The sequence below is a fragment of the Streptomyces malachitofuscus genome (assembly GCF_055571035.1).
On sequence record NZ_JBVIGA010000008.1, the window covers coordinates 150,225 to 174,133 of the forward strand.

Sequence of the window (23,909 nt, forward strand, 5' to 3'; positions counted from 1 at the left end):
CGAGGGCCTCAGCCCTCTCAGCTCATGAACTTCTTGAACTCGTCGGGCAGCTCGAAGTCCTTGCCGCCCTGCTGCGGCAGGCCGAAGGCGCTGCCGCCCTCCGCGGCGGCGGCGCGGCGCGCGGCCTCCTCCTGCTCCTGCTGCTTGCGCTTCATCGGGTTGCCGGAGCGCTGCTTGCCCTTGGCCTGCTTCTGCTTCTTCTTCTGCCGGCCCGGACCGCCGCCCATGCCCGGCATCCCGGGCATCCCCGGCATGCCGCCGCCCTGAGCCATGCGGGACATCATCTTCCGCGCCTCGAAGAACCGCTCGACCAGGTTCTTCACCGCACTGACCTCGACGCCGGAGCCCTTGGCGATACGGGCACGGCGCGAGCCGTTGATGATCGTCGGCTCCTGGCGCTCGGCCGGGGTCATCGACTTGATGATCGCGGCGGTGCGGTCGACGTCCCGCTCGTCGAGGTTGTTGATCTGGTCCTTGATCTGCCCCATGCCGGGCAGCATCCCGAGCAGCTTGCTGATGCTGCCCATCTTCCGGACCTGCTCCATCTGGGCGAGGAAGTCGTCCAGGGTGAAGTCCTGGCCCTTCTTCGACGCCAGCTTGGAGGCCATCTTCTCGGCCTCTTCCTGGCTGAACGTCTTCTCCGCCTGCTCGATCAGGGTGAGCAGGTCACCCATGTCGAGGATGCGGGAGGCCATCCGGTCCGGGTGGAAGGCGTCGAAGTCGTCGAGCTTCTCGCCGTTGGAGGCGAACATGATCGGCTTGCCGGTGATCTGCCGGATCGACAGGGCCGCACCGCCGCGCGCGTCACCGTCGAGCTTGGAGAGCACCACGCCGTCGAAGCCGACGCCGTCGCGGAAGGCCTCGGCGGTGTTGACCGCGTCCTGACCGATCATCGCGTCGACGACGAAGAGGATCTCGTCGGGCGAGACCGCGTCCCGGATGTCCGCGGCCTGCTGCATCATCTCCTGGTCGATGCCCAGGCGGCCGGCGGTGTCGACGATCACGATGTCGTGCACCTTGGTCCGCGCGAACTCGATGGAGTCCTTGGCGACCTTCACCGGGTCGCCCACGCCGTTGCCCGGCTCAGGAGCGTAGACGGCCACGCCCGCGCGCTCGGCGACGACGCTCAGCTGGTTGACGGCGTTGGGGCGCTGGAGGTCGGCGGCGACCAGCACCGGCGAGTGCCCCTGCTCCTTCAGCCAGCGGCCGAGCTTGCCCGCGAGGGTGGTCTTACCGGCACCCTGCAGACCGGCCAGCATGATCACGGTGGGGGGCTGCTTGGCGAAGCGCAGCCGGCGGGTCTCGCCGCCCAGGATCGTGACGAGCTCGTCGTTCACGATCTTGAGGACCTGCTGGGCGGGGTTCAGCGCCTTGGAGACCTCGGCGCCGAGGGCGCGCTCCTTGACGTTCTTGATGAACGTGCGGACGACCGGCAGGGCCACGTCCGCTTCCAGCAGGGCGATGCGGATCTCACGCGCCGTGGCGTCGATGTCCGCTTCGGACAGCCTGCCCTTGCCCCGGAGGGATTTGAAAGTGGCTGACAAGCGGTCGGAGAGAGTATCGAACACGGCGGCGTAGGTCCTCGCGTCGGCAGTGGTGTGGGTCGCCCTCCAGGGTATCCGGACGCGCAAGCAAATCGTCCCTGCCCGCTGCGGAGAGCGGACAGGGAGCGCATCCGGGTAACGCGGATTCCGATGCCGAGGTCACGCCCTGAGCATCTCCTCGAGCTTCCGGGCCACCGCCACGGCCTCCTCGGAGGGCAGCGGGGCGCCCTCGGCGCCGGTGACGTAGAAGGCGTCGACGGCGTTGGCGCCCAGGGTGCTCGCGTGGGCGCTGCGCACCCGTACGGCCGCGTCCTCCAGTGCGCGGCCGATGCGGAACAGCAGCCCGGGGGCGTCCTGGGCACGGACCTCGATCACCGTGGCGTGCCGGGAGGCGGCCGGGGCGACCGTCACGCGGGGCGGGGGTGCCACCACGCCCCGCCGCCTCGGATACGCGGCGTCGCGTTCGCTGAGGCGGCTCGCGATGTCGAGGCTGCCGTCGAGGGCGCGTACGAGGTCGGCGCGGAGCCGGGCGGCCTGGGGCAGGGAGCCGTACTCGGCGGCGACCCGCCAGTCCAGCAGCAGCACGGAGCCGTCGACGCCGTCGGGGAGCTCCAGGGCCCGCAGCTCGGCGGTCCGCACGGTCAGCCGGTGCACGGCGAGCACGCCGGCCACCGCGGGCAGCACGCCCGCCTGGTCCGGTACGGCGATGAGCAGCTCCACGCCCAGCGGTTCGGGGTCGCCGGAGGGCTCGGCGGGCGGTGCGGTCTGGGCCCGCAGGGACAGTACGGGCGCGCCCGTGGCGACGGCCTCGAGCGCGAGCCGCTCGTGTTCCGCGGTGGGCGCGGCCTCGGCGGGGTCGGCCGGGACCTCCCCGGACAGCACGGCGGAGACCCGTCTGACCAGGTCGGCGACGAGCGAGGCGCGCCAGGACGACCAGGCGGCGGGACCGGTGGCGAGGGCGTCCGCCTCGGTGAGGGCGTGCAGGAGTTCGAGCGTGCCCTGGGTTCCGACGGCCTCCGCCACCGCGCGCACCGTGGCGGGGTCCTCCAGGTCACGCCGGGTGGCGGTCTCGACGAGCAGGAGGTGATGGCGTACGAGGGCGGCGATCACGGTGACGTCCTGGTGATCGAAGCCGATGCGAGCGGCCACGTCCTTGGCGATGACCTCTCCGGCCACCGAGTGGTCGCCGGGCCAGCCCTTGCCGATGTCGTGCAGCAGCGCGGCGACCAGCAGCAGGTCGGGCCGGTGCACGCGCCGGGTGAACTCGGAGGCGCGCACGGCGGTCTCGATGAGGTGCCGGTCCACGGTCCACAGGTGGACGGCGTTGCGCTGGGGGCGGCAGCGGACCCGTTCCCAGTCCGGCAGCAGGCTGTTGACCAGGCCTTCCGCCTCCAGCGCCTCCCAGACCTGCACCGTGGGCCGGCCCGATCCCAGCAGGGTCACGAGCTGTTCCCGTGCCTCGGCGGGCCAGGGCGTGGGCAGTGGGCGCGCGCTGGTGGCCATGCGCCGTACGGCGTGCAGGGAGAGCGGGAGCCCGGCCTGTGCGGCGGCGGCCGCGGCGCGCAGGGGGAGCACGGGGTCGCGTTCGGGGCGTGCGGCGCGGGCGAGTACCACCTCGCCGTCGTGTTCCACGACCCCTTCGGCCAGCGGGGAGCGCTCGGACGCCGGCTTTCCGCCGCCCAGCATGGCGCGCAACCGGGGCCGCACCGCGCGGGAGCGCAGGACGCGTCCCACCTCGCGCCAGGTCACGTCACCGGCGTAGGCGATGACCCGCGCGGCCTCGTAGACCTGCCGCAGCAGCGCGTCCGCGTCGAGCAGGCCGAGCTCGGCCGCGACCTGGTCCTGCTCCTGGAGGGCCAGACGGTCGGTGGCGCGACCGGTCGCCAGGTGCAGGGCGTCCCGTACGTCGAGGAGCCGGCGGCGGGCGTCGGTGAGGCCCTCGCGCGGGGCGTCGGCGAGCCAGGACGCGGCCACCGCGCGCAGGGCGGTGACGTCGCGCAGTCCGCCGCGGGCCTCCTTGAGGTCGGGTTCCAGGAGGTACTGCAGCTCGCCGTGCCGTTCGGCGCGTTCCTCGCTCAGCTCCCGCAGCGCGGGGAGGCGTTTGGGCGCCTGGTTGCGCCAGTCGGCGAGCACCGCCGTGCGCAGGGCGGTGGTGAGGCCGAGGTCGCCGGCGATGTGCCGGGCGTCCAGCAGTCCGAGCTGGACCTTGAGGTCCTCCCCCGCCGTCCTGCGGGCCTCGGCCGGGGTGCGGACGGAGTGGTCGAGGGCGAGGCCCAGGTCCCAGACGGGGTACCAGAGGCGGTCCGCGAGTGCGGCGACCGCCTCGGGGTCCCCGCCGTCGTGCAGCAGGAGCAGGTCGAGGTCGCTGCGCGGGGAGAGTTCCGCGCGCCCGTAGCCGCCCACGGCGACCAGGGACACTCCGCGCGCCCCCTGGCTGCCGGCGGCGAAGAGCCCGCTGAGCCACTGGTCCGTGAGCTCCGCCAGGGCGGCACGGCGCGGCGGCCCGGACCGCGCCTTCTCGTTGAGAAGGTGCAGCCGGGCCGCCGCGTAGCCGCTGGGTCCCGAGTCCTCTGCCTCGTTGTGCATGTCCGTCCCCGTCACCCGGCGGCTCCTGTTCCGTCCGTCTGCTGTCAGAGCGCGTCCGGGCCGCGCTCGCCGGTCCGCACCCGTACGGCCGTCTCGACCGGGATCGACCAGACCTTGCCGTCACCGATCTTGCCGGTGCGGGCCGCCTTGACCACGACGTCGATCAGCTGCTCGGCGTCGTCGTCCTCGACCAGCACCTCGATGCGGATCTTGGGCACCAGGTCGACGGTGTACTCGGCACCGCGGTAGACCTCGGTGTGGCCGCGCTGGCGGCCGTAGCCGCTGGCCTCGGTGACCGTCAGACCGTGCACTCCGAAGGCCTGCAGGGCCTCCTTGATCTCGTCGAGCCGGTGCGGCTTCACGACGGCGGTGATGAGCTTCATGCGTCCACCTTCTTGCTCTCGGCCGGGGCGACGGGGGCGGTGACTGCGGTGCGGGCCGCGCCGCCGCCGGCGCCGCTGAAGTCGTATGCGGTCTCGGCGTGCTCGGCCTGGTCGATGCCGGCCACCTCGTCGTCCTCGGAGACTCGCATACCGATGGTCTTGTCGAGGAGGAAGGCGAGGATCGCGGAGACGACCAGGGAGTAGGCGAGGACACCGAAGACGCCGGCGCACTGCTTCCAGAACTGGTCCAGGCCGCCGCCGTAGAAGAGGCCCTCGACGTCGGACTGGCCCTTGCCGGTGGCGAAGAAGCCGATGAGCAGGGAGCCGATGATGCCGCCGACGAGGTGGACGCCGACGACGTCGAGGGAGTCGTCGTAGCCGAGCTTGTACTTCAGGCCGACGGCCATGGCGCACAGCACACCGGCGATGAGGCCGACCGCGATGGCGCCGAGCGGGGAGACCGCGCCGCCGGCCGGGGTGATGGCGACCAGGCCGGAGACGGCACCGGAGGCGGCACCCAGGGTGGTGAAGGCACCGTGGCGGATCTTCTCGTAGGCGAGCCAGCCGAGGACCGCTGCGCCGGTGGCGACCTGGGTGTTGACGAACATGAGCGCGCCCACGCCGTCGTCGTTGCCGAGCCACGAGCCGGCGTTGAAACCGAACCAGCCGAACCACAGCAGCCCCGCGCCGAGCATGACCAGGGGGAGGCTGTGCGGGCGCATCGGGTCCTTCTTGAAGCCGATGCGCTTGCCGATCACCAGGATCACGCCGAGCGCGGCGGCACCGGCGTTGATGTGGACGGCCGTGCCGCCGGCGAAGTCGATGACGCCGAGCTCGAAGGCCCAGCCGCCGGATCCCCAGACCCAGTGGGCGACCGGGAAGTAGACGACGGTGACCCACAGGGCGACGAACAGCGCCCATGCGGTGAACTTCACGCGGTCCGCGAGGGCACCGCTGATCAGCGCGGGGGTGAGGACGGCGAACATCAGCTGGAAGACCAGGAAGACGAACACGGGGATGGTGTAGCCGTCCCACAGTTCGGTGAGGCCGATGTTGCTGAGGCCGACCCAGTCGGAGTTCCAGCCGATGAGGCTGCCGGAGTCGGTGCCGAACGCCATGGAGAAGCCGTACAGCACCCACAGGACGGTGACGATGCCGAGGCTGATGAAGCTCATCATCAGCATGTTCAGGGTGCTCTTGACGCGGACCATGCCTCCGTAGAAGAAGGCCAGGCCCGGGGTCATGAGCATCACCAGGGCGGAACAGATGAGCATGAACCCTGTGTTGGCGGCGGACAGCGTGGGCGCGTCTGCGGCCAGGGTGATGGCTGATGCCATCGGCGTCTCCTCGTCGTTGGTACGGCCCCGTGCGGGCGAAGCCTTGAGCGGATTGAGGGGTGGGCCGGTTATGCGCCATGAGATTGGCGCAGCGCCGTTTCGGTGGAAGCCCCTCGTTGTTTCGCCGCCGTGACGAAGACACCCGGCGTGTTACGGGTCGATGAACTGCCGGATCCGGGGCGCGCCGATCGTTATCGTGGCGCAACCTTCGGTGTTCGGCCGGGAGCCGTGGCCGGGGAGAGGAAAAGCCGGCCGCGACCGGCCTTCCGAATGACTGGCATGGGGGAGCCGAGTCGGGCAGTTCGGGAGGGCCGGCCGCGGCCGGGGCACGGTGGTTCCTCGGGGGTCAGACCGCCTCGGCCGTCTCGGGGAGCTCGATCGCGAGCCGCTCGGTGAGTTCGACGACTTCGGCGAGGTCCCCGAAGTCGCGCACGGCGGTGTCGACCGTCTTTCGGATACGAGTGTTGACGCGCTCGGAACGGACCTTCTTGGCCGCCTTGATGGCCTCGGTGGCGAGAACCGTGCTCTGCTCGGGCTCGCGCTGGAGGAGATGGACGGTGGCCATGCCGATCAGGTTGAGGGCGTAGGAACGCTGGTGCTCGCCGCCCTCCTGGGCGAACAGTTCCACGGCCCGCTTCATCAGCGGCTCGGCGAGCGAGGCGTAGGTGGGGCTGCGGCCTGCGACGTAGGCGAGGTCGCGGAAGGAGTGGGAGTTCTCGGCATAGAGCTCGGCCTCGGAGAAGAAGCGGATCCAGTCGGCGTCGGGCTCGTCCCACTCGTCGGCCTCGGCGAAGGTGTCCTCGGCCATCCGCACGGCCCGCTTGCACCGGCCGGGCTGGCCCATGTTGGCGTAGGCGCGGGCCTCCATCGCATACAGCATCGACTGGGTGCGCGGGCTCGCGCAGTCGCGGCTGCCGTACTGCGCGAGGTGGATCAGCTCCAGGGCGTCCTCGGGCCGGCCGAGGTGGATCATCTGGCGGCTCATGCTGGACAGCACGTAGGAGCCGAGCGGCCGGTCGCCGGCCTCCTTGGCGGCGTGCAGCGCGAGCACGAAGTACTTCTGGGCGGTGGGCTGGAGCCCGACGTCGTACGACATCCAGCCGGCCAGTTCGGCGAGTTCGGCGGCGACCTTGAACAGCCGTCGGGTGGTGGCCTCGGGCTGGGGTTCCTGGAGCAGGTCGGTCACCTCGTGCAGCTGGCCGACGACCGCCTTGCGGCGCAGTCCGCCGCCGCACTGGGCGTCCCACTGCCGGAACATGACGGTGGTGGTCTCCAGCAGGTCCAGCTCGGGCCTGGACAGCCGGCCGCGGGCGCGGGCGGAGGAGGGAACGGGATCGGGTTCGGTCCGGGGCAGCGGGGCGGGCGGTGTGGGGACGAGCCAGCGCTGCATGGGCTCGATGAGGGACGGGCCCGCGGAGAGGGCGAGCGAGCTCCCGAGGAAGCCGCGCCGCGCCAGCATCAGGTCGCTGCGCGAGAACTCGCTGATCAGGGCCACGGTCTGCGGGCCCGTCCAGGGCAGGTCGACGCCGGTCGCGGAGGGTGCCGGGCGAGTGGTGCGCAGGCCCAGGTCCTCGACGGAGACGACGACGCCGAAGCGTTCGGAGAACAGCTCGGAGAGGATTCTGGGGATCGGCTCGCGCGGGTTCTCCCCGTCGAGCCAGCGGCGCACGCGTGAGGTGTCGGTGGAGATGTGGTTGGCGCCCAACTGGCGGGCTCTGCGGTTGACCTGTCGGGCGAGCTCGCCCTTGGACCAGCCGCTGCGGACGAACCACGAGGCGAGAAGCTCGTTCGGACGCTTCTCCGGACTCGCCGTGTTCGCCCCGCCATCGCCGTTGCCGCTCACTGGAACGCCCCCATCCCTGAAGACCACTTGTCGCTGAGTGCGCCAAGCCCTATCAGAATGCCGGTTGTCGGGGCCGCCCGTCCGGCGGTTGCCACCCTTCGAACGGGAAGCCGAGTTGCCTCCGGCATACCCACGAGTGCATGTGCCCCAAGAAGCCGTGCACACAAAGTAACCCTACGATCACCCGTCTCACCATGGCGGAACCGCAATCGCCACCATTCGCCACCCCTTCGAATGAACTCACGGTCGCCGACCCACGATTCACTTGACACAGGACAGCCAAGAGTGGGTGCAGCGATGCACGCAGGGGCGCACATCGCCCGGCGCACCACCCTCGGCACTTCGAGGCGCCGCTTGGGCGACACGGCGCGGGGAAGTCGGAAACAGAGCGTCACATTCTGCGTCCGCTACGTAACCACCGATACGGCGGACCCGTTGGAGGGGGCATGGGCTTCACGATCGGTATCAGTCGGGGTATTCGCGACATCCGGTCCGTTTCGCGTCGCCGGAGCCGCTCGTCGGACGGCACCGTCGTGGCGGAGTACACCGGGCTGTGGGGCTGGGACGTGGTGCCGGGTGTCCGGGCCGCCGCAGGCATCTGCTCCTGCGGACGCGTGGACTGCCGGGCACCGGGCGCCCATCCGCTCGGCCACGCGCCGGTGATCCGTGCCGGGGCGCCCCTGGACGAGGTCACCGCGGTCTGGTCCGGGTATCCGGGCGCCTCGCTGATGCTGCCGGTGGGGCGGGCGTTCGACGTGATCGAGGTCGCCGAGCCGGCCGGGCGTCACGCCCTGGCCCGGCTGGAGCGCATGGGCCTGCCGGTCGGCCCGGTCGCCGCCACCCCGGACGGCCGCGCGCACTTCTTCGTGGCCCCGGGTGCCGCCGTCGCCCTGCCCGATCTGCTCTACCGCATGGGCTGGGACGACCCGGCCGCCCTGGACGTGCGCGGCCTCGGCCCCGGTGCGTACATCACGGCGCCGCCGTCCGACCGGGGCGGGCTCGGCCCCGTGCGCTGGCTGCGCTCCCCCGCCCTGGACTCGGCGTCCCGACCCCCGGAGGCCCGCCTGCTGCTGGGCACCCTGGCCTACGTGGCCCACCGCTCGGCTGCATGACCGCCCTGCCTGCCTCGATCCGCGGGCAGTCGTCCGGGTTGCGCGAACACCCCCCGCCCCGCACCAACACGCCTCTGGACACGGCGAAGCGCCCGTCCCCCGGACGTACCGGGTGGGCCGGGCGCTTCCTCGCGTCTGCGGACCGTTGAAGGGGGACGTCACTCCCCGATGAGCGCGTCCACGAACGCCTCCGGCTCGAACGGCGCCAGATCGTCCGCGCCCTCGCCGAGCCCGATCAGCTTGACCGGCACGCCCAGCTCACGCTGCACGGCGATCACGATGCCGCCCTTGGCCGTGCCGTCCAGCTTGGTGAGCACGATGCCGGTGATGTCCACGACCTCGGCGAAGACCCGGGCCTGCACCAGGCCGTTCTGACCGGTGGTGGCGTCGAGCACGAGCAGCACCTCGTCCAGCGGGGCCTGCTTCTCCACGACGCGCTTGACCTTGCCGAGCTCGTCCATGAGCCCGGTCTTGGTGTGCAGCCGGCCGGCGGTGTCGATGAGCACGGCGTCGGCCGCCATGTCCTTGCCCTCCTTGACCGCGTCGAACGCGACGGAGGCCGGGTCGCCGCCCTCGGGGCCGCGGACGGTGTGGGCGCCCACCCGCTCGGCCCAGGTCTGGAGCTGGTCGGCGGCGGCGGCACGGAAGGTGTCGGCGGCACCGAGGACGACGGTGTTGCCGTCGGCGACCAGGACGCGGGCGAGCTTGCCGGTGGTGGTGGTCTTCCCGGTGCCGTTGACACCCACGACCATCACGATGCCGGGGCCGCCGGCCTCGTTCTCGGTGTGCACGGTGCGGTCCATGTCGGGACCGACCAGGGTGACCAGCTCCTCGCGGAGCAGTCCGCGCAGTTCCTCGGGGGTGCGGGTGCCGAGCACCTTCACGCGCTCGCGCAGCCGCTCGACGAGTTCCTGGGTGGGCTGCACACCCACGTCCGCGGTGAGCAGGGTGTCCTCGATCTCCTCCCAGGTGTCCTCGTCGAGGTGCTCGCGGGACAGCAGGGTGAGCAGTCCCTTGCCCAGGGCGTTCTGCGAACGGGAGAGACGGGCGCGCAGCCGGACCAGCCGGCCGGCGGTGGGCTCCGGGATCTCGATCTCGGGAGCCTCGGCGGCGGGCGGTTCCTCGATGACGACGGGACCGGCGCCCGCCGGAAGATCAACCTCCTCGATGGTGCGCCGCGGTTCCTCCCGCGGCGTCTCGGCCTCTTCGCCGACGTGCGGCTCGGCCGGAGGGGCGGTGATGTCGGGCGCGGCGGGCGGCGGCGGGGGCAGCGGCTTCTTGCGCCGGCTGCCGACGATGAGCCCGCCGAGCGCGCCGAGCACGACCACGGCGATGACTACAGCAAGGATGACGATGTCCATAACGCGTCCAGTATCGGCCATGGGTACCCCGGTCGCCCCGACCGTGACCCGCGCCGGTCGGTGCGTGCCGCGCGCCGCCCCGGGGGCCGACATGCCGCCGCCCCGGCTCGGACGGACCGGGCCGGGGCGGCGGGTGGGGGGTTGCGGGGAGAGGGACAGCGGGGACTTGAGCCCTTCTCCCCGGGCTTCGCGGGCCGCGGGTCAGCCCATCTCCTCCAGCGACTTGCCCTTCGTCTCCTTCACGAACTTGAGGACGAACGGGATCGAGAGCGCGGCGAAGACCGTGTAGATCACGTAGGTGAGCGACAGGTTCCAGTCGGCCAGCGAGGGGAAGCTCGCGGTGATGGCCCAGTTGGCGATCCACTGCGCGGCGGCGGCGACACCGAGGGCGGCGGCGCGGATCCGGTTGGGGAACATCTCGCCGAGCATGACCCAGACGACGACACCCCACGACAGGGCGAAGAAGAGGACGAAGACGTGCGCGGCGATCAGGGCGACCCAGCCCTGGGTGGCGGGCAGCTGGCCGTCCACGAGGTCCGAGGAGAAGGCCCAGGCCTCCAGCGCGAGGCCGATCACCATGCCGACGGAGCCGATGATCGCGAGCGGTCGGCGGCCGATGCGGTCGACGAAGATCATCGCGATGACGGTGCCGACGATGTTGATGATCGACGTGGTGAAGGAGTAGAAGAACGAGTCCGACGGGTCGACGCCGACCGACTGCCACAGGGTCGCCGAGTAGTAGAACGCGACGTTGATGCCGACGAACTGCTGGAACACCGACAGGCCGATGCCGATCCAGACGATCGGCTTGAAGAAGAAGCTGCCGCCGAGCAGGTCCTTGAAGCTGGACTTCTCCTCGCGGTGCATCGCCGACTCGATCTCGGTGACGCGGGCGTCCAGATCGGTCTCCCTGCCCTCGACCTCTTCGAGGATCTGCCGGGCGCGCTCGTGCTTGCCGACGGAGATCAGGTAGCGGGGGGACTCGGGGATGGCGAAGGAGAGCAGGCCGTAGAGGACGGCCGGGACGACCATGACGCCGAGCATGAGCTGCCAGGCCTCCAGGCCCCAGAGCTCACCGCGCTGGTCGCCGTCGGCGGCGTTGAGGATGCCCCAGTTGACCAGCTGCGACACGGCGATGCCGACGACGATCGCGGCCTGCTGGAAGGAGCCGAGGCGGCCGCGGTAGGCGGGCGGGGCGACCTCGGCGATGTAGGCCGGGCCGATGACGGAGGCCATGCCGATGGCGAAGCCGCCGACGACCCGCCAGAAGGCGAGGTCGTACAGCGAGAAGGGCAGCGCGGAGCCGACGGCGCTGACGGTGAACAGGACCGCGGCGATCTGCATGCACCGGATGCGGCCTATGCGGTCGGCTATGCGGCCGGCGGTCGCGGCGCCGATGGCGCAGCCGATCAGGGCGACGGCGATGACCTGTGCGAGCGCGGCGGAGCCGATGTCGTAGCGGTCGCGGATGGCCTCGACGGCACCGTTGATCACGGAACTGTCGTAGCCGAAGAGGAAGCCGCCCATGGCGGCGGCCGCCGCGATGAAGATGACGTGCCCGAGATGTTCGGGGTGAGCCGTGCCGGCTCCTGATGTCTGTGCCTGCGTGGTGCTGGTCACGTGTACTCCTCGGGCCACCGGCAGCATCGCCGGATGGGGGGTCAGCCCTTCGAGGTCCAGCTGAAGGTACCTGAAGGTAAAAACAACATTGCAGAGACTATGTCTTCAACTTTTGAAGTCAATAGGCCTGGGTCTGTGAGTTCGGAGACGTGCTGAGGTACACAGCGTTCAGAACTTGAAGGTTTTGTGTCGCTCTAGCGCAGGCGCTGACTGATGACCTTGGAAACGCCGTCGCCCTGCATGGAGACGCCGTAGAGCGCGTCGGCGACCTCCATGGTGCGCTTCTGGTGCGTGATCACGATCAGCTGCGAGGCCTCCTGCAGCTCCTGCATGATCCGGATCAGCCGCTGGAGGTTGGTGTCGTCGAGGGCGGCCTCGACCTCGTCCATGACATAGAACGGGCTGGGCCGCGCCTTGAAGATCGACACGAGCAGCGCCACGGCGGTCAGGGACCGCTCACCGCCCGAGAGCAGCGACAGCCGCTTGACCTTCTTGCCGGGCGGACGCGCCTCGACGTCCACGCCCGTGGTGAGCATGTTGTCGGGATCGGTCAGCACCAGCCGGCCCTCGCCGCCGGGGAACAGGCGCGAGAAGACGCCCTCGAACTCGCGGGCGGTGTCCCGGTAGGCCTCGGTGAAGACCTGCTCGACGCGTTCGTCGACCTCCTTGACGACCTGGAGCAGGTCCGCACGGGTCTTCTTCAGGTCCTCGAGCTGCTCGCTGAGGAACTGGTGGCGTTCCTCCAGCGCCGCGAACTCCTCCAGGGCGAGCGGGTTCACCTTGCCGAGCTGCTGGTAGGCGCGCTCGGCGGCCTTCAGGCGCTTCTCCTGCTCGGCCCGCACGAAGGGGCGGGGCCTGTTGCGCGGGTGCTCCGGGTCCTCCGGGAGCTGTTCTCCCTCGGCGGGGGGCGAGGGCGGCACCAGCTGATGCGGGCCGTACTCCGCCACCAGCCCCGCCGGCTCGACACCCAGTTCCTCCAGCGCCTTGGTCTCCAGCTGCTCCACCCGCAGCCGCTTCTCGGCGCCGAGTACCTCGCCTCGGTGAACCGAATCCGTCAACTTGTCGAGTTCCGCCTTGAGATCGCGCCCCTCGGTGCGGGCACGGGCGAGGTCCTGCTCACGGCGGGCCTTGGCGGCGTCGGCGGCGGTGCGCTCCTCGTCGGCGCGGGCGAGGGACACCTCGACGTGTGCGAGCAGTTGGCGGGCGCCTTCGGCGACCGCTCCGGCGACGGCGGCCTCGTGGCGCAGCCGGGCCCGGCGTTGTTCGGCACGCGCGCGTGCCTCGCGCTCCGCGCGGGCGGCACGGTCCAGGGAATCGGCCCGTCCGGCCAGGCCCTTGACCCGTTCCTCGTGCGTGCGGGCCTGAAGGCGGGCCTCCATCTCGGTCTGACGGGCGTTGGCGCCGTCCGCGGCGAGCCGGTCGCGTACGGAGGTGTCGGGCTCCTCCTCGAACGGCATCTCCTCGGCGACCTCGAGCCGTTCGGCGAGTTCCTCGACGTCGGCGAGCGCTTTGTCGAGGGCCTCCTGCGCCCGGGCCGCCGCGGCCCCGGCCCGCTCCGCCTCCCCGGCGGCACCGCGCGCCTGTCCGGCGAGCCGGCCGAGCTGCTGGGCGACGGAGGACTTCTCCCGGTCGGCGGCCCGGCGCCGCTCCCCGAGCTCCTCGACGAAGGCTGCGCACTCCCGGCGGCGGCCGGACGCGGCTTCCTGCGCCTCGGCGAGCTCCTCGCACCGCACGGCCAGCTCCTCCAGTTCGGCGGCGGCCTCGTCCACGGACGCCTGCACCTCCAGCAGGCTGGGGGCGCCTGCGGAGCCGCCGTGCGCGAAGTGGACGCCGAGGAGGTCGCCTTCGGCGGTGACGGCGGTGAGGTCGGGGTGGGCGTAGACGAGTTCCTCGGCGTCCTCCAGGGTGCCGACGACGACGATGCTGTGCAGCAGCCGTCGTACGGCCGGCATGAGATCGGCGGGACCACTGACGAGGCGCTCCGCGGGGAGGGGGGTCGGGCGCTCGGCGGGGAGGGGGGTCGCGGAGGGGGTGGCGGGTGCGGGTGCGGGTGCGTGGGGGCTGGGCGCGCCGTTCCCCGCGCCCCTGGAGGGAGTTGCCCCCGCGGCATCGGATGCGGCGCGGCCCCCCTCGGCGACGGGGGTGGCGGTGGCGGGTGCGTGAGGGCTGGGCGCGCCGTTCCCCGCGCCCCTGGAGGGGGTTGCGGTGGGCCCGTGGGGCAGGCCGGCGGCGGGGCGCTCCGCCGGGGTGGCGGGTGCGGGGGTGTCGGCCGGGGGGCCCGTCAGGAGGAGGGCTGCTCGGCCTGCGTCCTGTTTGCGCAGGAGGCGGATGGCGTCGGCCGCCGCGGCCGGGGAGGTGACGGCGAGGGCGTCCGCCGCCGCGCCGAAGGCGGCCGCGAGCGGAACCTCGTAGCCGGGCGTCACCGTCAGCAGTTCCGCGGCCGGGCCCAGCAGCCCCGTGAGGGTGTCCTTCGCACCCAGCAGGGCGCCGGTGCCGTCCTTGCGGCGCAGGCCGAGGGCGAGGGCCTCGTGACGGGCCTGGGTCGCGGCGTGCTTGCGTTCCGCCGCGGTGACCGCCTCGCGGGCGGCGGCGAGGGCGGCTTCCGCCTCCGCGAGCTGCCGTTTGGCCTCCTCGTGCCGCTCCGAGAGTTCCGCGTCGAGGCCGTCGACCTCGGCCTGGAGCGTCTCGTACTCCTCCTGGGCGGCGGCAGCCCGCTCCCGGGCCTCGTCCCGCGCGACGGACAGCCGTTCGATCTCGGCCTGGGCCGCGGCGGCGCGGGACCGGGCGGCGCCCACCTGCCCCTTGAGCCGGGCGAGTCCCTCGCGCCGGTCGGCGATGGCCCGTGCGGCGTCCTTCAGGCGCCGTTCCTCCTGGGCGAGTTCGCGTTCCAGCTCCGCGCGGTGGGCGACCGTGTCCTCCAGGGCGCGCTCGGCGGCCTCCAGAGCGGCCTCCAGCTCGGCCTCCTGCTCCCGGATGCGGGCGGCCTCGCGCTCCATGTCCTCGGGATCCCGGCCCCGCCGCTCCTCAGGGGGCGCGGAGGTGGCGCTCTTCACACGGGCGTCGGCCAGCGAGATGGTGCCGCGCACCCGCTCGGCGAGCTGGGAGAGCTCGTACCAGGTCTGCTGGGCGTTCCGGAGGCGCGGGGTGAGCCGGCGGACCTCGTCCTCCAGCTGGGCCTCGCGCTGGAGCGCCTTCTTCAGCTCCAGTTCGGCGGCTTCCTTGCGTTCCTTCAGTGCGGCTTCGTCTTCGATCTCGGCCTTGAGCGCCTCGCGCAGCCGTACGAGGTCGTCGGCGAGGAGGCGCAGCCGCGCGTCACGCAGGTCGGCCTGGATGACGGCGGCCCTGCGGGCGACGGCCGCCTGTCGGCCGAGTGGCTTGAGCTGGCGGCGCAGCTCGTCGGTGAGGTCCTGCACGCGCGCGAGGTTGGCCTGCATCGCGTCCAGCTTCCGCAGCGCCTTCTCCTTGCGCTTGCGGTGCTTGAGAACACCGGCCGCCTCCTCGATGAAGGCGCGGCGGCCCGTGGGGTCGGCGTGCAGTACGGAGTCGAGCCGGCCCTGGCCGACGATGACGTGCATCTCGCGGCCGATGCCGGAGTCGGAGAGCAGTTCCTGGATGTCCAGGAGACGGCAGGTGTCGCCGTTGATCTGGTATTCGCTGCCGCCGTTGCGGAACATGATCCGCGTGATGGTGACCTCGGCGTACTCGATGGGGAGGGCGCCGTCGGAGTTGTCGATGGTGAGCGACACCTCGGCACGGCCCAGCGGCGGCCGGCCGGTGGTGCCGGCGAAGATGACGTCCTCCATCTTGCCGCCGCGCAGCGACTTGGCGCCCTGCTCGCCCATGACCCAGCTGAGCGCGTCCACGACGTTGGACTTGCCCGAGCCGTTCGGACCGACGACGCAGGTGATCCCCGGCTCGAACCGGAGCGTGGTCGCGGAGGCGAACGACTTGAAGCCGCGGAGGGTCAGGGCCTTGAGGTGCACGCCGCCGGACTCTACCCGCCGGGCCTGTCTCACTCCATGAACGTGCGGTTTCGCGGGTGAACGCGAGGGGCACACCAGACGTTGAAGACGGTGAAAGGATGCGCGGGACAAGGAGCGCCGTGCGCGGGGTCGCGGGGGCGAGGACGCGGAGGGGAAAGAAAGAAGGGACGCCGTGGCGTCCCTTGCAATTCTGACTGCTTGGCGGTTGTGACGGGCGGGCCCAACCACTGCTGTGCTGTTTGTGGAGCGGTGCAGTGATCAGGTGAGCGCAGGCTCCGCCTGGTGTGCGTCAACGCTCTCCATGATCCTGTCGTGAGAAGCGGCAGCCGCCAGCGCGTCCTTCTCGGCCTGGATCCTGACGAGCTCGGATTCCAGGTCCTGGACGCGCTGCTGGAGCCGTCGCATCTCGGCGAGGAGTCGCGGGTCGGAGCCGCCGACGTAACCGAGAAGCGCCTTTGCCATGATGGATGGTCCTCCACAATGAGTGACCGACCGATGCGGTGTGGGTCGTGAGGGATTCGCACCCGCGATGCTTGGCAGGCCTGGAGTTGTGCTGCCGTTCAGCCATGCCAAACAGCTAAGGTGCGCGGGGCTTTCAGCGTCTCACCAAAAAGTTTGAGGGTCAACACGATCACGCCCCGTATTGGCGGACAACGGGGTGCGCACGGCCGGGAAGCGGCGGCGGCGCGACTCTCACGGGTCCTCGGGACGTGGCGATCATCTTGGCGGCCGACGCGCCCCCTGGCAAGCCGTTCGCCGCAATCACCAGGACGTTTTCGTCGGCGGGGGTTCGCGGCGCGGACCGGAGGGGCCTCGCGGACGCGTTGCGGCGGGCAGGATCAGCGGATGGCGAAGCCGTCGTAGCCGCCTCTCGGTGTGTCCCAGATCTCGGTGACTCCGTCCACGCGCCCGGGCGTGTCGCCGGCCTGGAGCCAGTCGAGCAGCCCCTCGCAGCGGTCGCGGGAGCCCTCGGCCACCACCTGAACCCTGCCGTCCCCCAGATTGAGAGCAAAACCACTCAGGCCGCCGATCTCCAGGGCCTTGGCCCGGGTGAACCAGCGGAAACCCACACCTTGGACATGTCCCCGCACCCAGGCGACCAGTCGCACATCCTCGCTCATGGCTGAAACCTAACCGGACAAAGTCACACCGGGCACTCCGGCCCCAGATGCCATGCGGTACCGTCCCCACCCATGAATCTCATATGAAACTCACTCGTTGGTGTGAGTTTTGTGATCATCGAGTTTCGGGCTGGTCGCGACGACGAGTCGACCGCAAGGACGAGGAAGGCCAGAACATGGGACGCCACCGACGCTCCGCCGCCGGCCGCGCCGCCACGGGCCGCGCCACCGGGGTCACTCAACACGACGGCCCCCACGGCGGGGGTCCGGACCTTCTGGGGGACCGGGGCGACGGCCCGCCCACGATGGGCACGGCTCCGTATCTGAACCCGGAGGCCTACGCCGAGACGTACGCGAGGAGTGAGGCGTACCTCTACGCGACGGACGACGCAGGCGCGTACTCCGCCGCCCACGACTTCACCCGGGGCGGCTTCCCCGGCACCAGCTTCTCCACAGGGCAGGACCGGCCCGGCCCCGCCGTCGCCGGTGGCGGCTTCCCGGACGACGGCCTCACCGTCCGCGACGGTTTCGCGTCCTTTGAGGGTCTGCCCTCCCCCGGCGGCCACTCCGCCGGTGAGATCGGCCGGCCCGCGAGCGGGCACCGGCGACGCAAGAAGAAGGCCGCGACACCGGTACGGACCGGACTGCTCGGCGTCTCGGCCGCCGTGGCCATCGGCACGGTCGCGGTGGCCACGGGCGCGGTGCCCGGCCTGGAGAACTACAAGCTCGGCGGAGACAGCAGCCCCGGCGAGGAGGTGCAGGCCGGCGACACGGTGACCAGCCTGCCCACCGAGCAGGGCGGCACGTCCGGCAGCGTGGAGTCCCCCGGCCGGGACGCGGGCACCCCCGTCGGCCGCGGCTCCGACCGCTCCGAGGCGGCCGAGCCCTCCACGTCCCCCTCCGCCTCGGCCGCTCCGACCAAGACCCCGGAGGAGAAGGAGCGGGGCAAGCCGCAGGAGAAGAAGCCCGCGGCGACCCCGGAGAAGACGGCGGAGAAGGTGCCGTCCCGCAAGGCGACGCCCGAGCCGGAGAAGAAGACGAACAACCCCGCGCCCAGTTCCGCGGAGGCCGCCGCCGGGGCGGAGGTGCTCCGGCTGGTCAACGAGGAGCGCGCCAAGGCGGGCTGCAGCCCGGTCACCGCGAGCAGCGCGCTGACCGCTCTGGCCACGGCGTTCAGCGACGACATGGCGAAGCGGGACTTCTTCGACCACACGGACCCCGACGGCGACACCCCGTGGGACAGGGCCCAGGCAGCCGGCGTCGGCAGCCTGGGCGGCGAGAACATAGCCCGGGGGCAGGCCGACGCCGAGGCCGTGATGCAGGCCTGGATGGACAGCCCCGGCCACAAGGCGAACATCCTGAACTGCGACTTCAAGACCCTGGGCGTGGGCGTGCACCTGGGCCCGGGCGGCCCTTGGTGGACCCAGAACTTCGGCTACTGAGCGGCGTACGCCGGGGCGGGGCTGGTGGGTGCTCCGCTCCGGTGGGCACTAACTCTCGGTTAGCGCGATCTGTTGGTTGGTGCTGTTCTGGCTTAGGCTTGAAGGATGACGACCACGCAGCGGCGGGCGGAGGGGCAGGAGCTTCCCTTCAACGTGTTCGCCAAGGCCTGCCCTTCGCGCGGCACGCTGGAGCATGTGACCGGCCGCTGGGGAGCGCTCACGCTGGGAGCGCTGTACGAGGGTTCGCTCCGGTTCAACGAGCTGCGTCGCCGGGTCGACGGCGTGAGCGAGAAGATGCTGTCCCAGACGCTGCACGCGCTGGAGCGTGACGGTCTGGTGCTGCGGGAGGCCCAGCCGACCAACCCGCCCCGCGTGGACTACGAACTCACCCCGCTGGGCCGCGAGGTGGCGGAGCGGCTGCTGTCCCTCATCCGCCATGTCGAGGGCAGCATGGACGCCGTGCTCCAGGCGCGTGACCGCTACGACGAGACGCGCGGCGCCCGCTGACACCTTGGGCAGAAGTAGCTGGACCGGTTCATCCACGCCCGTCGGCGCATCGGCGTACCGCAGCGGCGGCAGGGCAGGCCCTCGCGGCCGTACGCGTCCAGGGACCGGTCGAAGTAGCCGGACTCGCCGTTGACGTTGACGTAGAGGCTGTCGAAGCTGGTGCCGCCGACCGACAGCGCGGCGTTCATGACGTCCCGGACGTGGCCCAGCAGGAGCAGGGTGCGCGGGCGGGTGAAGCCGGCCGTCGGGCGTTCGTAGTGGATGCGGGCGCGCCACAGCGCCTCGTCGGCGTAGATGTTGCCGACGCCGCTGATCAGGGACTGGTCGAGCAGGGCCCGCTTGATGGTGGTCCGCTTACGGCGCAGGGCCTGGTGGAACGCCTCCTCGTCGAAGAGCGGGTCGAGGGGGTCCCGGGCGATGTGCGCGATGACGTCGGGCAGGCCGTCGGGGGTGGTGTCGTGCAACGACAGTCCGCCGAAGGTGCGCTGGTCGACGAACCGGAGTTCGGTCTCCAGGGGGTCGGTGAAGCGGACGCGGATGCGCAGGTGCTTCTCGTCCGGCGCCGTGTGCGGCTGGACCAGCAGCTGGCCGCTCATGCCGAGGTGGGCCAGCACGGACTGTCCGGTGTCCTCCAGCGGCAGCCAGAGGTACTTGCCGCGGCGGCTGGGCACTCCGACACGGTGGCCCTTGAGCCGGTGCGTGAAGTCGTCCGCGCCGGCGAGATGGCGGCGCACCGCGCGCGGATGCAGCACCTCGGCCTCGGCGACGGTCCGGTGGGCGACCCACCGCTCGAGTCCGCGCCGTACGACCTCGACCTCGGGCAGCTCGGGCATGGTCTCCTCCAGGAACCCGTGTGGCGGGGCGCCACCGCCGGACGGTCCCGCGAGCGCCGAGCGCCCGACCCCGGTCCCGGGGCGGGCGCTCGGATCGCGCTGTGCGTCAGGCGGAGGCCGACGGGGCGTCGGCGCTCTTGCCGGAGGCTTCGGCCTCGGCGGCCTGGACGACCTCTTCGGCCTCCGCCGCCGCCTTGGCGCGCTCGTCCGCGGCGGCCCGGATGGACCGCCAGGCGGACTCGGCGGCCTGCTGCTCCGCCTCCTTCTTGCTGCGGCCGGTGCCGGTGCCGTACGAGACGCCTCCGACGCGGGCGGCAGCAGTGAAGGTCTTCTCGTGATCCGGCCCGGTCTCCGTGACCAGGTACTCGGGGACACCGAGGCCTTCCGTCGCGGTGAGCTCCTGGAGACTGGTCTTCCAGTCCAGGCCGGCACCGAGGTTCGACGACTTCTCGATCAGGGGGTCGAACAGGCGGTGCACCAGCTCCGCCGCCGAGTCCAGGCCCTGGTCGAGATAGACGGCGCCGATCACCGCTTCGAGGGTGTCGGCGAGGATGGATGCCTTGTCCCGGCCCCCTGTGCCCTCTTCACCGCGGCCGAGCCGGATGAAGGAGCCCAGTTCGAGCCCGCGGCCCACTTCCGCCAGCGCACGCGAGTTGACCACCGCGGCCCGCAGCTTGGCCAGCTGTCCTTCGGGCAGGTCGGGGTGGGTGCGGTACAGCGTGTCCGTGACGACGAGGCCGAGCACGGAGTCCCCGAGGAACTCCAGCCGCTCGTTCGTCGGCAGACCGCCGTTCTCGTACGCGTAGGAACGGTGGGTCAGCGCACGCACCAGAAGGGCGGACTCGACGTGGTAGCCGAGCCGCCCTTCCAGAAGCGTGTGGGACGAGGCCTGGTTGTCCGCAGAGTTCTTCTTCGGCGTGGACACAGTGCCTCTCACCAGCCGCTCAGACCTCGAGGACCTGGCGCTTGTTGTAAGTGCCGCAAGACGGGCACGCGATGTGCTGCTGCTTGGGCTCGTGGCAGCGCTCGCACGCAACCAGGGTGGGGACCGCAGCCTTCCACTGCGACCGGCGGTGGCGCGTGTTGCTGCGCGACATCTTCCGCTTCGGAACAGCCACGGCTACTTCTCCTGCTTCTCGTCGACGCCCGGTTCGGCGCCGCTCATCTCGTCCTTCTCGCCGTCCGTCATGGTGTCGGCGAGTCCCTGCAAAGCCGCCCAACGGATGTCGACGGCATCGTGGTGGTGGTCCGGGTCGTCAGCGAGCCGTGCTCCGCACTCGGAGCACAGACCCGGGCAGTCTTCCTGGCACACCGGCTGCATCGGCAGTGCGAGCACCACCGCATCACGCAGCACCGGCTCGAGGTCGAACAGGCCGTCCTCGAGGAAGAGCCGGTCCTCGTCGTCCTCGGCGTCGTCGCCCGGTTCCGCGATCACACGGCCCCGGTCGTCGGCGTCAGGGTACGAGAACAGCTCCTGGAAATCCGCTTCGAGCTGTTGCTCCAGCGGCTCCAGACACCTTACGCACTCCCCCTCGGCCTTGGCACGGGCGGTGCCTGTGACGAGCACACCTTCCATGACCGACTCGAGCCGGAGTTCGAGCTCCACCGGGGCGCCTTCCGGCACTCCGATGACCCCCTTGATACCGAAGTCCTTCGGAGCGTCGACCGTACGGGACAGACGCTGCAGCGCACCGGGCCGCCGCCCCAGCTCGTGCGTGTCGAACACGAGGGGGTTCCGGTGGTCGAGGCGGGCGTTCAGGGTCATTCCTGCTTTCGGTCTTCGAGCTCAGGGGTACCGCTGCCGTGCGGGGTTCCCGGGCAGCTCGGATCGCGGGCGTATACGGAGACAGCGCAAGCGCACACGCGACCGAAGAGCCAGGATACTGGACCTTTCGCTCTCGGCCCAATCCGCCTCTACAGACCCCGCTCGCGCTCGTACGCCCGCAACTGCTCGGGCGTGATCATGCTGGTGTCGAAGAGACTGGTCTCGTCCAGGACGTATCCCTGCTGGGCCTGCTGGGCCTGCTGGGCCTGCTGGCCCTGCTGGCCCTGCTGGGCCTGCTGGGCCTGGTTCGGGTCGTACGCCTGCTGCTGGGCGTCGTAGCCCTGGTACGCGGCATAGGGGTCGGCCTGCTGCTGGTAGCCGTACTGGTCCTGCCCGCCGCCGTACTGCTGCTGGTAGCCGGCGTAGGCGTCGGGCTGCTGCTGGTAGCCGTACGCGGGCTCCGGCTGGGCGTACGGCTGCTGCGAGGGCTGCGGCGGCTGTTCGGGCTGCGGCGGCTGCTGGGGCGGGGCGCCCTGGTCGGTGACCGACGCGAGGTCGGCGAGGTAGTCGGCGTCGCTGGAGTGCTGGACGGTCGAGAGGTCGTCGGCGAGGGCGCCGAGGTCGTCGGTGGCGATCCGGCCGTGCAGCTTCTGCCGGCCCTTGCCGACCGCCTCCAGGGTCTTGGCGAGGACCGCCTCGAAGGCGCCCAGCTTGACGTCGACGTACTCGTCGGCGGTGCGGCGCAGGGTCTCCGGGTCGTGGCTGCGCTCGGGGGCGTCCTCGTCCTCGTAGCCCTGCTCGTCGAGGCCGGGACCGGTGCCCAGCAGCTTCTCCCGGCCGCGGCCGACCGAGCCGAGGGTCTTGGTGAGGACGACCTCGAAGTTGGCGAGCTTGGAGTCGACGTAGTCGTCGGCCTCCGCGCGGATCTCCTCGGCCTCCTTGCGGGCCTCGGCGAGGATCCGGTCGGCCTCGGACTGGGAGCGGCGGGCGATCTCGGTGTCGGAGATCAGGGAGCCGCGCTGGGCGTGGGCGCTCTCGATGATCCGCTCGGCCTCCTGGCGGGCCTGCTCGACCATCTGCTCCCGGCCGCCGATCAACTCCTGGGCCTGGGCCAGGGAGTCGGGCAGCGCCGCGCGCACCTCGTCCAGCAAGGAGAGCAGTTCGGCGCGGTTGACCACGCACGAGGCCGACATGGGCATCGACCGGGCGCCGGAGACCGCGGCGACGATCTCGTCGAGCTTCTTCTGCACGTCCACCTGTGCTCGCCACTCTCTACAGCTGTGTTGGAGACGGACGGGACGACTGTACGGCCATGGGGCGCCCGGTGGACACCGGACGCCCGTGCGACGGCGGCCGCGGGCGGGGTCAGTCCTTGCGCAGGCGTTCGGAGAGGGCGGTCAGGACCTCCGGCGGCACCAGGTGGGAGACGTCGCCGCCCCAGGCCGCGACCTCCTTGACGAGCGAGGAGGACAGGAAGCTGTAGGTGGGGTTGGTGGGGACGAAGAGGGTCTCCACGCCGGAGAGGCCGTTGTTCATCTGGGCCATCTGCAGTTCGTAGTCGAAGTCGCTGACCGCGCGCAGGCCCTTGACGATGGCGGGGATGTCGCGCTGCTTGCAGAAGTCGACGAGGAGGCCGTGGAAGGCCTCGACCCGGACGTTGCCGTACTCGGCGGTGACCCGGCGGATCAGGTCGATCCGCTCCTCGATCTCGAACAGTCCCTTCTTGGACTGGTTGATCATCACCGCGACGTAGACCTCGTCGTACAGCCGGGAGGCCCGGGCGATGATGTCGAGGTGTCCATTGGTGATCGGGTCGAACGACCCGGGGCATACGGCGCGGCGCACTGGCGATCCCTCGCTCTCCGGTCCGGTCATCGTGCGTCTTCGCACGTAGAGGCGGCGCGACCGTACCAAAACGTTCCCTCGCCGTAACGACGGGCCCGGATCGCCTCGAAACCGGGCGGCCAGGCGAATTCCCCGCCTCTGGTGCTGCGCTCCACGGTGACGAGGGCGTCCTCCGTGAGCCAGCCCTCCGAGCGGAGTGTGAGCAGAATCTCGCGAAGATCGTCGTCCCGGACGGCGTAGGGCGGGTCCAGGAAGACGATGTCGTACGGCTGCTGCGGAGGCGCGGTACGGATGATCTGTTCCGCTTTGCCGGATCTGACCTCGGCGCCGGGGAGTTGGAGCGCCTTCACGTTCTCCCGGACCGTGCGGGCGGCCCGGGCGTCGGCCTCGACGAGCAGCACGTGTCCGGCGCCACGCGAGAGGGCCTCCAGGCCGACGGCGCCGGAACCGGCGTACAGATCGAGGACGCGTTCGCCGTCCAGCGGGCCGCCGAGCAGCGACTGCCAGGTGGAGAAGAGGCCTTCGCGCGCGCGGTCGGAGGTCGGGCGGGTCCCCTGCCCGGGCGGAACGGCCAGGCGGCGTCCGCCGGCCGCGCCGGCGATCACGCGAGTCATGTCCTCGGTCCTT

General features: G+C 71.3%; 20 protein-coding genes. 3 read left to right on the forward strand and 17 right to left on the reverse strand.

Annotated elements, in window-relative coordinates; genetic code table 11:
• Window positions 1–17: 17 nt before the first annotated feature.
• The 5 genes from ffh to nsdA form a co-directional block, all read right to left on the reverse strand.
• Window positions 18–1,568 carry a signal recognition particle protein gene (gene ffh, locus ACZ44S_RS14190; protein WP_466928351.1) on the reverse strand — a complete coding sequence of 517 codons (1,551 nt, stop codon included), beginning with the start codon at window positions 1,566–1,568 and terminating at the stop codon, window positions 18–20.
• A gap of 135 nt (window positions 1,569–1,703) precedes the next feature.
• The gene (locus tag ACZ44S_RS14195; RefSeq protein WP_466928544.1) at window positions 1,704–4,130 is read right to left on the reverse strand and encodes a [protein-PII] uridylyltransferase; all 2,427 of its coding nucleotides are present in this window, start codon (window positions 4,128–4,130) and stop codon (window positions 1,704–1,706) included.
• Between the two features lie 44 nt (window positions 4,131–4,174).
• Window positions 4,175–4,513, reverse strand: coding sequence for a P-II family nitrogen regulator (locus ACZ44S_RS14200; RefSeq protein ID WP_030231663.1), 339 nt, complete (start codon window positions 4,511–4,513; stop codon window positions 4,175–4,177).
• Window positions 4,510–5,850: an ammonium transporter gene (locus ACZ44S_RS14205; RefSeq protein ID WP_466928353.1), complete on the reverse strand. Its 1,341-nt coding sequence runs from the start codon at window positions 5,848–5,850 to the stop codon at window positions 4,510–4,512. Before ACZ44S_RS14205 ends, ACZ44S_RS14200 begins: the two co-directional genes overlap by 4 nt.
• Window positions 5,851–6,196: 346 nt before the next feature.
• On the reverse strand, window positions 6,197–7,693 hold the full coding sequence (nsdA, locus tag ACZ44S_RS14210; RefSeq protein ID WP_190165558.1) for a transcriptional repressor NsdA: 1,497 nt from the start codon (window positions 7,691–7,693) through the stop codon (window positions 6,197–6,199).
• A 446-nt stretch (window positions 7,694–8,139) separates the two neighbouring features.
• On the opposite strand from nsdA, the gene ACZ44S_RS14215 reads away from it, so the two are divergent.
• Entirely contained in the window at window positions 8,140–8,805 is a 666-nt protein-coding gene (locus ACZ44S_RS14215) for a bifunctional DNA primase/polymerase (RefSeq protein ID WP_466928356.1), read from the forward strand.
• 158 nt (window positions 8,806–8,963) lie between these two features.
• Here the strand turns inward: ACZ44S_RS14215 and ftsY are convergent, their stop codons facing one another.
• The 5 genes from ftsY to ACZ44S_RS14240 all read right to left on the reverse strand — a co-directional run bounded on the left by ftsY (window position 8,964) and on the right by ACZ44S_RS14240 (window position 16,890).
• Window positions 8,964–10,166 (reverse strand): signal recognition particle-docking protein FtsY, encoded by a 1,203-nt coding sequence (gene ftsY / locus ACZ44S_RS14220; RefSeq protein WP_190165560.1) that lies wholly within the window; start codon window positions 10,164–10,166, stop codon window positions 8,964–8,966.
• Between the two features lie 201 nt (window positions 10,167–10,367).
• Window positions 10,368–11,786, reverse strand: coding sequence for a sugar porter family MFS transporter (locus ACZ44S_RS14225; protein ID WP_466928359.1), 1,419 nt, complete (start codon window positions 11,784–11,786; stop codon window positions 10,368–10,370).
• A gap of 194 nt (window positions 11,787–11,980) precedes the next feature.
• A complete protein-coding gene (locus ACZ44S_RS14230; protein WP_466928362.1) occupies window positions 11,981–15,769 on the reverse strand; it encodes an AAA family ATPase in 3,789 nt (1,262 codons plus the stop codon).
• Between the two features lie 258 nt (window positions 15,770–16,027).
• Window positions 16,028–16,231, reverse strand: a complete 204-nt coding sequence (locus ACZ44S_RS14235) for a hypothetical protein (protein WP_030824772.1) — start codon at window positions 16,229–16,231, stop codon at window positions 16,028–16,030.
• Between the two features lie 377 nt (window positions 16,232–16,608).
• Window positions 16,609–16,890 (reverse strand): acylphosphatase, encoded by a 282-nt coding sequence (locus tag ACZ44S_RS14240; RefSeq protein WP_466928365.1) that lies wholly within the window; start codon window positions 16,888–16,890, stop codon window positions 16,609–16,611.
• A 176-nt stretch (window positions 16,891–17,066) separates the two neighbouring features.
• Between ACZ44S_RS14240 and ACZ44S_RS14245 the strand changes: the two genes are divergently transcribed.
• The gene (locus ACZ44S_RS14245) at window positions 17,067–18,332 is read left to right on the forward strand and encodes a CAP domain-containing protein (protein ID WP_466928368.1); all 1,266 of its coding nucleotides are present in this window, start codon (window positions 17,067–17,069) and stop codon (window positions 18,330–18,332) included.
• Window positions 18,333–18,437: 105 nt separating this feature from the next.
• Window positions 18,438–18,839, forward strand: a complete 402-nt coding sequence (locus tag ACZ44S_RS14250; protein ID WP_466928370.1) for a winged helix-turn-helix transcriptional regulator — start codon at window positions 18,438–18,440, stop codon at window positions 18,837–18,839.
• Here ACZ44S_RS14250 and mutM read toward each other — a convergent pair.
• The 7 genes from mutM to rsmD all read right to left on the reverse strand — a co-directional run bounded on the left by mutM (window position 18,812) and on the right by rsmD (window position 23,896).
• Entirely contained in the window at window positions 18,812–19,672 is an 861-nt protein-coding gene (gene mutM, locus ACZ44S_RS14255) for a bifunctional DNA-formamidopyrimidine glycosylase/DNA-(apurinic or apyrimidinic site) lyase (protein WP_466928371.1), read from the reverse strand. The two genes, ACZ44S_RS14250 and mutM, sit on opposite strands and share 28 nt — an antisense overlap.
• 106 nt (window positions 19,673–19,778) lie before the next feature.
• The gene (gene rnc, locus ACZ44S_RS14260) at window positions 19,779–20,597 is read right to left on the reverse strand and encodes a ribonuclease III (protein ID WP_190165567.1); all 819 of its coding nucleotides are present in this window, start codon (window positions 20,595–20,597) and stop codon (window positions 19,779–19,781) included.
• Between the two features lie 19 nt (window positions 20,598–20,616).
• Window positions 20,617–20,790 carry a 50S ribosomal protein L32 gene (gene rpmF / locus ACZ44S_RS14265; protein WP_003951102.1) on the reverse strand — a complete coding sequence of 58 codons (174 nt, stop codon included), beginning with the start codon at window positions 20,788–20,790 and terminating at the stop codon, window positions 20,617–20,619.
• Window positions 20,791–20,792: 2 nt separating this feature from the next.
• Window positions 20,793–21,437 carry a YceD family protein gene (locus tag ACZ44S_RS14270; RefSeq protein ID WP_466928374.1) on the reverse strand — a complete coding sequence of 215 codons (645 nt, stop codon included), beginning with the start codon at window positions 21,435–21,437 and terminating at the stop codon, window positions 20,793–20,795.
• Between the two features lie 149 nt (window positions 21,438–21,586).
• Window positions 21,587–22,693, reverse strand: a complete 1,107-nt coding sequence (locus tag ACZ44S_RS14275; protein ID WP_466928376.1) for an ATP synthase F0 subunit B — start codon at window positions 22,691–22,693, stop codon at window positions 21,587–21,589.
• A gap of 109 nt (window positions 22,694–22,802) precedes the next feature.
• Window positions 22,803–23,282: a pantetheine-phosphate adenylyltransferase gene (gene coaD, locus ACZ44S_RS14280; protein WP_190165692.1), complete on the reverse strand. Its 480-nt coding sequence runs from the start codon at window positions 23,280–23,282 to the stop codon at window positions 22,803–22,805.
• A 26-nt stretch (window positions 23,283–23,308) separates the two neighbouring features.
• A complete protein-coding gene (gene rsmD, locus ACZ44S_RS14285) occupies window positions 23,309–23,896 on the reverse strand; it encodes a 16S rRNA (guanine(966)-N(2))-methyltransferase RsmD (protein WP_466928377.1) in 588 nt (195 codons plus the stop codon).
• Window positions 23,897–23,909: the final 13 nt, after the last annotated feature.

Bases quoted from the DNA above. Each gene is read 5' to 3' on its own strand.
- ACZ44S_RS14215 (WP_466928356.1), top strand. From the start codon at position 8,140: ATGGGCTTCACGATCGGTATCAGTCGGGGTATTCGCGACATCCGGTCC.
- ACZ44S_RS14205 (WP_466928353.1), bottom strand. From the start codon at position 5,850: ATGGCATCAGCCATCACCCTGGCCGCAGACGCGCCCACGCTGTCCGCC.
- ACZ44S_RS14270 (WP_466928374.1), bottom strand. From the start codon at position 21,437: ATGACCCTGAACGCCCGCCTCGACCACCGGAACCCCCTCGTGTTCGAC.
- ACZ44S_RS14240 (WP_466928365.1), bottom strand. From the start codon at position 16,890: ATGAGCGAGGATGTGCGACTGGTCGCCTGGGTGCGGGGACATGTCCAA.
- ACZ44S_RS14195 (WP_466928544.1), bottom strand. From the start codon at position 4,130: ATGCACAACGAGGCAGAGGACTCGGGACCCAGCGGCTACGCGGCGGCC.
- ACZ44S_RS14245 (WP_466928368.1), top strand. From the start codon at position 17,067: ATGGGACGCCACCGACGCTCCGCCGCCGGCCGCGCCGCCACGGGCCGC.
- ACZ44S_RS14235 (WP_030824772.1), bottom strand. From the start codon at position 16,231: ATGGCAAAGGCGCTTCTCGGTTACGTCGGCGGCTCCGACCCGCGACTC.
- ftsY (WP_190165560.1), bottom strand. From the start codon at position 10,166: ATGGACATCGTCATCCTTGCTGTAGTCATCGCCGTGGTCGTGCTCGGC.
- ACZ44S_RS14200 (WP_030231663.1), bottom strand. From the start codon at position 4,513: ATGAAGCTCATCACCGCCGTCGTGAAGCCGCACCGGCTCGACGAGATC.
- mutM (WP_466928371.1), bottom strand. From the start codon at position 19,672: ATGCCCGAGCTGCCCGAGGTCGAGGTCGTACGGCGCGGACTCGAGCGG.
- ACZ44S_RS14250 (WP_466928370.1), top strand. From the start codon at position 18,438: ATGACGACCACGCAGCGGCGGGCGGAGGGGCAGGAGCTTCCCTTCAAC.
- rsmD (WP_466928377.1), bottom strand. From the start codon at position 23,896: ATGACTCGCGTGATCGCCGGCGCGGCCGGCGGACGCCGCCTGGCCGTT.